This is a genomic window from Pseudomonas sp. p50(2008) (assembly GCF_015351605.1).
Taxonomy (GTDB): Bacteria; Pseudomonadota; Gammaproteobacteria; order Pseudomonadales; family Pseudomonadaceae; genus Aquipseudomonas.
In genome coordinates this window covers 126048-137999 of sequence record NZ_JACMYF010000012.1, presented here as the reverse complement: position 1 = coordinate 137999, position 11952 = coordinate 126048, and the positions used below count along the sequence as shown (strand labels likewise).

Here is an 11952-nt window from a genome sequence, read left to right as displayed (position 1 = left end):
GGATCAGGCAGATGTCGCGACGGTCTTCGCCACGGCTCTGGTGGTACGCACGGATGGCCAGCAGGCCAGCGTACTCACCTTGTGAACCGGCGTTCGGTTGCAGCGAGATCGAGTCGTAACCGGTGGCGGCGCAGAGCATGGCCTCCAGTTCGTCGGTCAGTTGCTGGTAGCCGGCGCTTTGCTCGGCCGGGGCGAACGGGTGCAGCGCACCGAACTCAGCCCAGGTGACCGGGATCATTTCGCTGGCAGCGTTGAGCTTCATGGTGCACGAACCCAGCGGGATCATGGTGCGATCCAGCGCCAGGTCCTTGTCGGCCAGCTTGCGCAGGTAGCGCATCAGCTCGGTTTCGGAGTGATAACGGTTGAACACCGGGTGGCTGAGGATCGGCGACTGGCGCACCAGCGAGGCCGGAATCGTGCTGACGATCGACGCGGCGAGGGCGGCGAAGTCCGGCAGCGCCTTGCCGTCGGCCAGCAGCTTCCACAGGGTTTCAACGTCGGCTTGCGAAGTGGTTTCGTCGAGGGACAGGCCCAGACGTTCGCCATCGACGACGCGCAGGTTGATTTTCTGCGCGTGCGCCTTGTCATGCAGGGCTGTCGTTTGCGCGCCGGTGTTGATCGTCAGCGTATCGAAGAAGCTGTCCTGTTCAACGCTCAGACCCAAAGCGTTCAAGCCCTTGGCCAGAATCGCGGTCAGGTGATGAATGCGCTGGGCAATCTGCGTCAGGCCCTTCGGACCGTGATACACGGCGTACATGCTGGCGATGTTGGCCAGCAGCACCTGCGCGGTGCAGATGTTGCTGGTGGCTTTCTCGCGGCGGATATGTTGCTCGCGGGTCTGCATCGCCAGGCGCAGGGCCGGCTTGCCGAAACGGTCCACCGAGACACCCACCAGACGGCCCGGCATGTCGCGCTTGAACGCATCTTTAGTGGAGAAGAACGCAGCGTGCGGGCCACCGAAACCCAGCGGCACGCCGAAGCGTTGCGCGCTGCCGATGGCGACGTCAGCACCGAATTCGCCCGGCGGGGTCAGCACCGTCAGCGCCAACAAGTCAGCCGCGACCGCCACCAGTGCGTTGGCAGCGTGGAAGCGCTCGGTCAGTTCGCGGTAATCGAACAGGTCGCCGTTGCTCGCCGGATATTGCAGCAGGGCACCGAAGAATGGGCTGACGTCGCTCAGCTCGCGCTCGTCGCCGACCACGACGTTGATGCCCAGTGGCTCGGCGCGGGTACGCAACACATCAAGAGTCTGCGGGTGGCAATGCACGGACGCAAAGAACGCGTGGCTGCCTTTGTTCTTGCTCAGGCGCTTGCAGAAGGTCATGGCTTCGGCAGCCGCGGTGGCTTCATCGAGCAGCGAAGCGTTGGCAATCGGCAGGCCGGTCAGGTCGCTGATCAGGGTCTGGAAGTTCAACAGTGCTTCGAGACGGCCCTGGGAAATTTCCGGCTGGTACGGGGTGTAAGCGGTGTACCAGGCCGGGTTTTCCAGCAGGTTGCGCAGGATCGGCGACGGCGTGTGCGTACCGTAGTAACCCTGGCCGATATAGGTTTTGAACAGCTGGTTCTTGGCCGCGATGCCTTTGATCAACGCCAGGGCGTCGGCTTCGCTCAAACCGTCGTCCATGCCCAGGACGCTGGTGCCTTTGATGCTTTCCGGGATCACGCTGGCGCTCAAGGCTTCCAGGGAATCAAAGCCGAGGCTGTTGAGCATGGCTTGCTCATCGCCGGAACGCGGGCCGATGTGGCGGGCGATGAATTCGTTGTGGGTGTCGAGGAAAGTGGTCATGGGCAGCCCTCACGCGTCGGTCTGGTCTTGGATCAGACGGTCGTAGGCGGTCTGATCCAGCAGTTGGCCGACAGCGGCAGCGTCAGCGGGTTTGAAACGGAAGAACCAGCCTTCGCCCAGCGGATCTTCGTTGACCAGATCCGGACTGTTGTCCAACACCGAATTCACTTCCAGCACCTCGCCGTCCAGCGGCATGCTGATGCTGCTGGCGGCTTTCACCGATTCCACCACCGACACTTCAGCACCGGCGCTGAAGCTTCCCAAATCAGGCACTTGAACAAACACCACATCCCCCAGCGCCTGTTGCGCAAACGCGGTGATGCCCACGGTGACGCTGCCGTCAGCTTCGGTGCGCAGCCATTCGTGTTCGACGGTAAAACGCAATTCGCTCATATCAACTCCTCATTGTTCTGACTCAACCGCTACAGGTGGCGGATGACGATTCGGCAGGCTCGTGTCGGGAAGCGAGCTTGGCTGGAGGAGAGATAGCAAGGGCGGTGCCAAGGTTAATAAGTTGTTTTAAATCAGTGGCTTATTGATTAATGGGGAAGTTTGACGTACGGCTGGCGTATTGAATTCAATACAAGCAGGTGAAGGGAAGGTGCCGAAGCCCGGGCAGACAGGTCGAGAGGGTTTTGTCTTGATTTCGATACGCTGTATCGATTTGTAGACATTGTTGAAAAAGCTCATCCCTTGAGGGAGCGGGCTTGCCGCGATGTGTCAGTCACTGTTTTGGTTGACTGACATACCGCAATCGCGGGCAAGCCCGCTCTCACAGGGTTTTCAGTATTTCTGAGATCGGCGATCAGGGTTTGTTGGGAATTCCGTACTTGCGCAGTCGAATGGCAATCGCACTGTGGGAGGTTTGCAACCGAGCCGCGAGCAGTCGGCTGGACGGATAACTTTGGTAAAGCTGTTCCAGCAAATTCCGCTCAAACCCTTCGACAGCCTCTTCAAGGCTGCCCACCTCGCCATCGTTCTTGCGCTCTACCGCCGTGCGCGCAATGTCGAGATCGTCGATGTCCACCAGCGGGTTTTCGCAAATCGCCGCCGCGCGAAAGATCACGTTCTGCAGTTGCCGTACGTTCCCCGGCCAGCGGTTGCCGAGCAGGGCGGGAAAGGTGCTGGGCGCCAGACGGCAGACCGGGCGCTGGATCTGCGCGCAGGCCTGCTGCATGAAGTGCTGGGCCATCAACAGGATGTCGTGGCCACGTTCGCGCAGCGGCGGTACTTGCAGGTTGAGCACATTGAGGCGGTAGAACAGGTCTTCGCGAAAGTGCCCTTCGCTGACCATTTTTTCCAGGTCGCGATGGGTCGCACTGAGGATCCGCACGTTGACCTTGACCTCACGATCGCCACCGACGCGACGGAAGCAGCCATCGCTGAGGAAACGCAGCAACTTGGCTTGCAGATACGGCGACATTTCGCCGACTTCGTCGAGAAATACCGTGCCCTGGTCGGCCAGTTCCAGCAGCCCGAGCTTGCCGCCCCGTTGCGCCCCGGTGAACGCGCCGGGGGCGTAGCCGAACAGCTCGCTTTCGGCCAGGCTTTCGGGCAGCGCCGCGCAGTTGAGGGCCAGGAACGGCTTTTCATGCCGCCCGCTGATCGCGTGGCAGGCGCGGGCCACCAATTCCTTACCTGTGCCGGTTTCACCCTGGATCAACAGCGGCGCATCGAGGGCCGCCACCCGTTGCGCGCGGGCCTTGAGCGAGCGGATCGGCAGTGAGTCACCGAGCAGCGCATCGAAACCTTCGGCGTGATCATGGTGCAGCGCCGAGAGGCGTTCGCCGATGCGGTTGGGTTGATACAGGGTGAGCAGGGCGCCGGCGTCGGTGATCGGCATGGCATCGAGCAGCAGGGTGTGGCCGCCGAGGCTGACCTCGTGCATCGGCAGGCGGAAATGGTGGGCGATCAAGGTGCGTTGCAATTCGGCATCGTCGAACAGCGCGCTCAGCGATTCACCGGCCGGTTCGCGACCGCACAAAGCGATCAACGCTGGATTGGCCAGCAGCACGTGACCGCGATCATCCACCGCCAGCACCGGGTCGGAGCTGGCGGCGAGCAAGGCATCCAGTTGCAGGCGTCGACGTTGCCCCGGAAGGATGTCGACCATGGTCACCGCCTGCACGCCGCGTACGCAGAACAGGGCCTCGCGCAACTCTTCCAGGACTTCGGTGCCGAGGGTCGGGGCATCGATGTAGACGTTCGGCGGCACCATCTCCACGGCATCAAGGTTGAAGCTGCGCCCGCCGAGCAGGGCCAGCACTTCCTGGGTAATGCCGACGCGGTCGATGAAGGTGACGTGGATGCGCATGACGGACCTGCAAGATTGGCAAACGAAAATCAGTATGCCGGGGCGAATTTGAATTTGGCGAGCGTCACGTCATCCGTTAGCCGTTTTGCGTGCACTGGCCGCCAGGTCCTCGAGGAACGCTTGGAGGATCGGCGGCGGTGCCACGCCGCGCCGGGTGATCACGTCGAAGGGGGATCGCAAGCGCAGACTCTCCGGGGCCAACTGGTGCATCTCGCCACTCTTGACCCATTGGGCGGCGAAGTGCTCCGGCAGGAAACCCAGGTAGGCGCCGGAAATGATCAGGATCGCCGTGGCTTCGATGTTGTCTACGGTGGCGGCGGCCTTGCTCACGCCCAGGTGTTCGAGGTCGTATTGCTGCATGTAGCCGCGCACGACGATGCGCCCGGCCGCGACTTCTTCGAGCAGTTCCTCGCCCTCAGCCTTGCTCCCGTATAGCGGATGCCGGCGCCCGCAATACAGCCCCAGTGCTTCCTGATACAGCGGCGATTGCAGCAGGCCCGGCACATGGATCGGAAAGTGCCCGATGGCCAGGTGCAAGCGGCCGTCGAGCACCCGTTCCTCCAGTTCGGCGGGGGTGCCGACGTACACGTTCAGGTGCACATCGTGCCCGCGCGATACGAAGCGTTGGGTGGTGCGCGGAATGGGTGAGTCCGGGTCGGTGATGGTGGTGTCGATGATGCCCAGGTTGAGCTTGCCGCTGATGTGCTGCTTGAGCACGTCGGCATCCATGCAGAAATTTTCCACCGCCGACAGCAGGCGCTGGGTCGCCTCATGGATCGCCACCCCTTGCTCGGTCAGGCGGAACCCGCTGCGCCCGCGCTGGCAAAGCTTGACCCCAAGGCGGGTTTCCAGATGGGTCATCTGTTCGCTGATGGTCGACTGCCCGGCATTCAACGCCGCCTGGGCGGCCGAGAAGCCGCCGCAGCGGACAATGGTGGCAAACACCCTGAGCAACTTCAGATCGACATCGTGCAGTTGAATCACGTTGACCTCCGGCCTGTGGATGCATCGGTAATGCCGATATGAGTATCTGATGTTTGGCATTTTTTCCACGAAAACCTGCGCCCATAGTCTCTTTCAACGGCGGTCGCCTTGCAGTTCCGCCAAGCCGATAACAAGAAGTGGAGAGGCTAGAAATGTCGAACAACGGTTATGAATCCGGTCGTCTGAACCTGCCATTCGTGGGTCATTGCACCTTTGGCAAATCCCCGGTGTGCACCGATTGGGATGCCCTGGATGCCGACGTCGCGGTGCTTGGCGTGCCCAACGACATGGGTACCCAGTGGCGCTCCGGGGCACGCTTCGGACCACGCGGGATTCGCGAAGCATCGACGCTGTTTTCCTTCGGCCACGCCGGCGCCTATGACCACGAAGATGACGTGATGTACCTCACCGCCTCGGACGTGCGCATGGTCGACGTCGGTGATGCCGACATCGTCCACACCGACATGGTCACCAGTAACAAGAACACCGAATACGCCGTGCGCAAGATCCTCGATGCCGGCGTAATGCCGGTGGTGCTCGGCGGCGATCACTCGGTTCACGCGCCGGTGATCAAGGCCTTCGAAGGCCGTGGCCCGATCCACATCATCCACTTCGATGCGCACCTGGATTTCGTCGACGAGCGCCACGGCGTGCGTTACGGCCACGGCAACCCGCTGCGTCGCGCCTCGGAAATGAACCACATCGTCGGCATGACCCAGATGGGCATCCGCAACGTCTCGTCGTCCAACCGCGACGACTACGAAGCGGCTCACGAAGCCGGTTCGAAGATCCTCTCGGTGCGCGATGTGCGTCGCCTCGGCGTCGACGGTGTACTGGCGCTGATCCCGCAGAACATCAACTACTACATCACCATCGACATCGACGGCTTCGACCCGTCCATCGCCCCGGGTACCGGCACCCCGAGCCACGGCGGCTTCCTCTACTACGAAGTGCTGGAAATCATCCAGGCCCTGGCCAAACGCAGCAAAGGCAACATCGTCGGTATGGACCTGGTGGAAGTTGCACCGGTGTACGACCCGACCGGCATGACCTCGATCCTCGCCGCGCAACTGCTGCTCAACAGTATCGGTTTCATCTTCCACGAGCGGGGCAAGGTGCGGGCGGCCGCCGCCAGCGAAACCACGCCAGACTGATCATCGAAACCACAGCGTCCCGGCAGGACCTGACTGCCGGGCAGAGAGCATAAATATGGACACGATCGTCAAGAGTTACCTGCAGAAATTCGGCGTCAGCGAAGCCACCCAGACCTTCCTCAGCAAGGTGCAGAAAATGTTCATCGGCAGTGCCTGGGTTGAAGCCAGCGACGGCCAGACTTCCGACGTCATCGAGCCGTCGACCGAAGGCCTGATCACCCGTATTCCGATGGGCACGACCGTTGATCTGGACCGCGCCGTGCAAGCCGCCCGTGCGCAGTTCGACGGTGGCGCATGGAGCCAGGCCAAACCGGCGCAGCGCGAACGCCTGATCCAGCGCCTGGCGGATTTGATCGAACAGAACGCCGCCGAACTGGCGGAAATCGAATCGATCGACATGGGCAAGTCGGTCGCCTTCGCCAAAGAAGTCGACATCCAGGGCACCGTCGATACCCTGCGCTATTTCGCCGGTTGGGCGACCAAGCTCCACGGGCGTACGGTCGAGCCGTCGCTGCCGGGCAATTACCTGGCCTATACCCGCAAGGAAGCGGTGGGTGTGGTCGGTGCCATCGTGCCGTGGAACTTCCCGCTGCAAACCATGGCCTGGAAACTGGGCGCAGCGCTGGCCACCGGTTGCACCGTGGTGGTCAAACCCGCCGAACTGACTTCGCTGTCGGCCCTGCGTTTCGCAGAACTGGTGCAAGAAGCGGGCATTCCGGACGGCGTGATCAACATCGTCACCGGACGCGGCAGCGTGGTTGGCGCGGCCATGGCCACCCACCCCGGCATCGACAAACTGACCTTCACCGGTTCGACCCCGGTGGGCATTACCGTTGGCCGGGCGGCGCTGGACGAGATGAAGCGCCTGACCCTCGAACTCGGCGGAAAATCACCGGTCATCGTGTTTGCCGATGCCGATATTCCGGCGGCGGCACAAGCGGTCGCCAACGGGGTGTTTTTCAACTCCGGTCAGGTATGCGACGCCGGCACGCGGGCCTATATTCATAGCAGCGTCTACGAGCAATTCCTGAGTGAGCTGATCGCCTACACACGCACCCTGAAAATGGCACCGGGCCTGGACCCGGACTGCTTCATCGGCCCACTGGTGTCGGCCCTGCAAAAGCAGCGCGTGACCGAGTACATCGAGATGGGCAAGGCTGAAGGCGCCGAACTGGTCTACGGCGGCCAAGCCGTCGATGGCCCTGGCTTCTTCGTCGAACCGACCATCTTTGCCCACTGCCGCAACGACATGCGCATCGTCCAGGAAGAGATCTTCGGTCCGGTGCTGGTGACCGCACCGTTCGATGATGAGGAAGAGGCGCTGGCCCTGGCCAATGACTCGCTCTATGGCCTGGCAGCCGCCCTGTACTCCAATGACCTGGGCAAGGTGCACAGCCTGATTCCACGGCTCAAGGCCGGCTCTGTCTACGTCAATGCCCACGGCACCCTGGACCCGTCGATGCCGTTCGGTGGCTACAAGCAGTCAGGGTTCGGCAAGGACCTGGGCGCCGAGCAGCTCGATTACCTGCTCGAAACCAAGGCCGTGTGGATCACGTTGCCTTAGTTAGCGCAGCACAAACCGTAGCAGCTGGCGAAGCCTGCGTTCGGCTGCGCAGCAGTCGTAAAACAAGCGCTCGCGGTATGTCGGATAAACCGAAGGGATCGGAATTACGACTGCTGCGCAGCCGAACGCAGCCTTCGGCAGCTGCTACAAAGTTCGCGGAATTTTCAGCTTTCAAGAACGGCAAGGACGCGCCAAGGGAGTCGTTCACCCGAAAGAATGCGGTTATCTCGTCATGATCTTCCAACAATAAAAGTCCATCATGAACACAAACGCCAAGTCCGCCACGAGTGTGTCCTCCCTCGATGACAAATCCGTCGTCGAGGGGCATTCGATTGACTTCATCCCCGAGGACGAACGCACCGACAAACTGTCGAGCCAGGGTCCGTTCTGGTTTCTCGGCAACTTCACCTTCTTCACCATGACCATTGGCTTCGTCGGCCCGAGCGTCGGCCTGACCGCGCTCTGGACCACGCTCGCCGGCACCCTGGGCATCATGTTCGGTACGCTGTTCATGGCGTTTCACGGCTCGCAAGGCCCGCACCTTGGCTTGCCGCAGATGATCCAGTCCCGTGCGCAGTTCGGTTACCGCGGCGTGATTCTGGTGCTGCTGGCGACGCTGTTTGTGTTCGCCGGCTTCAACATCGTCAACCTGGTGCTGATGATGCAGGGCCTGCACACGCTGTTTGGTTTCAACCCTGCGGTGATCGCGGTGGCGGTGACCCTCCCGGCGGCGGTGTTGGCCATCCTCGGCCATGACTGGATGCATCGCAGTTTCAAATGGGCGTTGTACCTGTCGCTGCCGCTGTACGGCCTGGTGACCTTGGCGGTGGTGATGGGCTGGGTGCCGGATGCGGTGCTGCCGGCACTGGCGCCAGGCGAGGTCGCGCGGGCGCCGCTGGGCTTCAACTGGACCGGTTTTATCGCGCAGTTCGCGGCGGCGGCGAGCTACAACATCGCCTATGCCCCGTACGTGTCGGACTATTCGCGTTACCTGCCGAAGAACACCTCCAGCGGCAAGCTGATCGCTGTGGTGTTTCTCGGCGCTTCGCTGTCCGGTGCCTGGATGATTTCCGTCGGCGGCTGGCTGGCCGATCACCTGCACTCAACCGATGTGCTGGTGGCTTTGGGTCAAGTCGGCAACACCGTGTCGCCGCTGATCGGCACCGCGGTGGTGGTGGTGACCATCCTGGCGTTCCTGCCGGTGATCGCGATGAACATCTACAGCGCCAAGCTGACCACCCTGACCTGTGTCGATTCGATCAAGCACATCGAGCCGACCCGCAAGGCGCGGATCCTCGCCATCGCGTTCGTGATCCTGCTGCAACTGGGCGTGGCCCTGAGCATCCAGAGTTCCGGCAAAGGCCTGTCGGTGCTCGGTATCTATCTGGTGGTGATGCTGTACTTCCTGGTGCCCTGGACCTCGGTCAACCTCACCGACTACTTCTTCGTGCGCAAGGGCCGCTACGCCATCCCGCACTTCTTCATGCCCCACGGCAACATCTACGGCAGCTGGGGCCTGCGCGGTATCGCCGCCTATGCCATCGGCTTCATCTCGATGATCCCGTTCTTCTACATCTACGACGGCGTCGAGCAGCGCGAAGTCTATGTCGGCCCGCTGGCCAAGGCGCTGGGCAGCATCGACATCGCCTGGCTGGTGGGGCTGATCGTCTCGGGCCTGGCGTACTACTGGCTGAGCCGTTCGATTGATCTGAAACGCGAAGAAGCGGTGATCCAGCAGATCGAGAAACACTCCCCGCAATACACCACCGGCGACACCCTGACACACAAGCAAGCGCTGCCGGTATTCACTGAATCGACGGTCGGGAGATCATCATGACCACGCAAAAATACGACTACATCATCATTGGCGCAGGCTCGGCAGGTTGTGTGTTGGCCAACCGCTTGAGCGAAGACCCGGCCACCTCGGTGCTGGTCCTGGAATTCGGCGGCAGCGACAAGAGTGTAGTGATCCAGATGCCCAGCGCATTCTCGATTCCGATGAACACCAAAAAGTACAACTGGCGCTACGAAACCGAGCCGGAAACCTACCTCAACGGCCGGCGCATTCACTGCCCACGGGGCAAGGTGCTGGGTGGTTCGTCATCGATCAATGGCCTGGTGTACATCCGCGGCCACGCGCTGGATTTCGACGAGTGGGAATCCCTCGGCGCCCAGGGCTGGGGCTACAAGAATTGCCTGCCGTACTTCAAGCGTGCCGAAAGCTACGAGTCCGGCGGCGACAGCTATCGCGGGCAGACCGGGCCGCTGCATACCACCAACGGCAACAACATGAAAAACCCGCTGTACGGGGCCTGGGTCGAAGCGGGTGCCGAGGCGGGTTACATCAAGACCGAAGACTGCAACGGCTACATGCAGGAAGGTTTCGGGGCGATGCACATGACCGTCAAGAACGGTGTGCGCTGCTCCACGGCCAACGCTTACCTGCGTCCGGCCATGGGCCGTGCGAACCTTACCGTGATTACCCATGCGATGACCCGCCAGGTCATCCTCGAAGGCAAGCGCGCAGTGGGGGTCCTGTATGACCACGGTGGCCAGACCCATCAGGTGCATTGCAACCGCGAAGTGCTGATCTCGTCAGGGCCGATCGGTTCGCCGCACTTGCTGCAACGCTCCGGCATCGGCCCGGCCGCGGTCCTGCGCAAGGCCGGGATAGGCGTGCGCCATGACCTGCCGGGGGTAGGGGAGAACCTGCAGGATCACGCCGAGGTGTACATCCAGTTCGGCTGCAAGGAACCAGTGACCCTCAACAGCAAGATGGACCCGTTGAGCAAACTGATGATCGGCTTGCGCTGGCTGCTGTTCAAGGATGGCCTGGGCGCCACCAACCACTTCGAGGCTGGTGGTTTCATCCGCTCCGAAAAGGGCCTGCGCTGGCCGGACATTCAGTTCCACTTCCTGCCGGCAGCGATGCGCTACGACGGCAACAAGCCGATCAAGGGCCACGGTTTCATGGTGCTGACGGGCCCGAACAAACCGAAAAGCCGGGGTTATGTGCGGGTGCGTTCGGCCGATCCGTACGAGCATCCGGAAATCCGCTTCAACTACCTGGAACGCGAAGAGGACCGCGAAGGCTTCCGCCGTTGCATTCGCCTGACCCGGGAGATCATCGGCCAGAAAGCCATGGACCGTTTCCGCGACGGCGAAATCGCCCCCGGAGCGCTGGTGACCAGTGATGAAGACCTCGATGCCTTTGTCCGTGACAACCTCGAAAGCACCTACCATCCGTGTGGCTCGTGCCGCATGGGCGAGGACGACCTGGCGGTGGTGGATTCCGAGTTGCGGGTGCATGGCATCCAGGGGTTGCGGGTGATCGACTCGTCGGTGTTCCCGACCGAACCGAATGGCAACCTCAACGCACCGACCATCATGCTCGCAGAGCGGGCTTCGGATCTGGTGCGCGGGGTGAATATGTTGCCGGCGGCGGATGTGCCGGTGGGGCTGGTGGAGAACTGGGAAAACAGTCAGCGCACGTCATTGCCAGGGCGTAACGTGCGGGTTTGAGTGAGTGATCGTTCCCATGCCCCGCATGGGAACGATACTGAAAAAAGCTTACCGACCGCTCGCCAAGGGCGGTCGGGTTTCGACCTGTTCGAGGCTTACACGGTAGGTGGTGTAAGTGTCGCCGTCCTTCAGGTAGAGATTGCTCCGGTAAGTGCTGACCGCGCCTTTGAGTTTGATGTGCAGGCCGTTGGCGACGGGTTGGATGACCACGTCTTTCAAGTCGGTGTCCGAGACAAGGAAGGGCGGCGTCTTGCCCAGGAGCACCTTCATCGATTCGTCAGTCGATTCACGGTGATCCATATAGAACCTTAGGGACTTGGGTTCTGAGCGGTCCCTGGCCCCCTCGACGATATAAAGCCACTCCCCAGGTATGAAGTTTTGCTTGTGGACTATTTTCGGAGGAAGCTCCGGTTTGTGCACGTAGCCATAGATAAGCCCCCCCACAAAGCAGAGCGTGAAGATAATTGCGAAGTACTTTTTAAGCCTGAGCTTAAGGGCTGGCCATTCGATTTTATTCATAGGCTTCAATTATGGGCGTCAATGGTTGTCTTGATAAGCGCCCAGTGTGGCGCAGTGGCGACATTTGAACAGTCAGGCAGCAGGGCCATGATCCTTGTTCAAGGCAGTG

Annotated in this window: 9 protein-coding genes; 4 read left to right on the top strand and 5 right to left on the bottom strand. The window is 61.4% G+C overall.

Features of this window, described 5'->3' with window-relative positions:
- The 4 genes from gcvP to H7698_RS28490 form a co-directional block, all read right to left on the bottom strand.
- Positions 1–1786: aminomethyl-transferring glycine dehydrogenase (gene gcvP, locus H7698_RS28505; protein ID WP_194693634.1), on the bottom strand; the 1786-nt coding region annotated here is incomplete at its 3' end.
- A gap of 9 nt (positions 1787–1795) precedes the next feature.
- On the bottom strand, positions 1796–2179 hold the full coding sequence (gene gcvH, locus H7698_RS28500) for a glycine cleavage system protein GcvH (RefSeq protein ID WP_194693633.1): 384 nt from the start codon (positions 2177–2179) through the stop codon (positions 1796–1798).
- A gap of 412 nt (positions 2180–2591) precedes the next feature.
- Complete coding sequence (locus H7698_RS28495; RefSeq protein WP_194693632.1) at positions 2592–4100, bottom strand: sigma-54-dependent transcriptional regulator; 1509 nt, start codon at positions 4098–4100, stop codon at positions 2592–2594.
- 69 nt (positions 4101–4169) lie between these two features.
- Positions 4170–5084, bottom strand: coding sequence for a LysR family transcriptional regulator (locus H7698_RS28490; protein WP_162441160.1), 915 nt, complete (start codon positions 5082–5084; stop codon positions 4170–4172).
- A 152-nt stretch (positions 5085–5236) separates the two neighbouring features.
- On the opposite strand from H7698_RS28490, the gene speB reads away from it, so the two are divergent.
- From speB to betA, 4 genes are all read left to right on the top strand, one after another.
- A complete protein-coding gene (speB, locus tag H7698_RS28485; protein WP_194693631.1) occupies positions 5237–6238 on the top strand; it encodes an agmatinase in 1002 nt (333 codons plus the stop codon).
- 55 nt (positions 6239–6293) lie between these two features.
- On the top strand, positions 6294–7802 hold the full coding sequence (locus H7698_RS28480; protein ID WP_194693630.1) for an aldehyde dehydrogenase family protein: 1509 nt from the start codon (positions 6294–6296) through the stop codon (positions 7800–7802).
- Between the two features lie 259 nt (positions 7803–8061).
- Entirely contained in the window at positions 8062–9639 is a 1578-nt protein-coding gene (locus H7698_RS28475) for a purine-cytosine permease family protein (protein ID WP_194693629.1), read from the top strand.
- Entirely contained in the window at positions 9636–11324 is a 1689-nt protein-coding gene (gene betA, locus H7698_RS28470; protein WP_194693628.1) for a choline dehydrogenase, read from the top strand. The genes H7698_RS28475 and betA overlap by 4 nt, the downstream gene beginning before the upstream one ends.
- Positions 11325–11372: 48 nt before the next feature.
- Here the strand turns inward: betA and H7698_RS28465 are convergent, their stop codons facing one another.
- Positions 11373–11624, bottom strand: a complete 252-nt coding sequence (locus H7698_RS28465) for a hypothetical protein (protein ID WP_162441026.1) — start codon at positions 11622–11624, stop codon at positions 11373–11375.
- Positions 11625–11952 lie beyond the last annotated feature (328 nt).

Bases quoted from the DNA above. Each gene is read 5' to 3' on its own strand.
- gcvH (WP_194693633.1), bottom strand. From the start codon at position 2,179: ATGAGCGAATTGCGTTTTACCGTCGAACACGAATGGCTGCGCACCGAA.
- H7698_RS28480 (WP_194693630.1), top strand. From the start codon at position 6,294: ATGGACACGATCGTCAAGAGTTACCTGCAGAAATTCGGCGTCAGCGAA.
- speB (WP_194693631.1), top strand. From the start codon at position 5,237: ATGTCGAACAACGGTTATGAATCCGGTCGTCTGAACCTGCCATTCGTG.
- H7698_RS28475 (WP_194693629.1), top strand. From the start codon at position 8,062: ATGAACACAAACGCCAAGTCCGCCACGAGTGTGTCCTCCCTCGATGAC.
- H7698_RS28495 (WP_194693632.1), bottom strand. From the start codon at position 4,100: ATGCGCATCCACGTCACCTTCATCGACCGCGTCGGCATTACCCAGGAA.
- H7698_RS28465 (WP_162441026.1), bottom strand. From the start codon at position 11,624: ATGGATCACCGTGAATCGACTGACGAATCGATGAAGGTGCTCCTGGGC.
- betA (WP_194693628.1), top strand. From the start codon at position 9,636: ATGACCACGCAAAAATACGACTACATCATCATTGGCGCAGGCTCGGCA.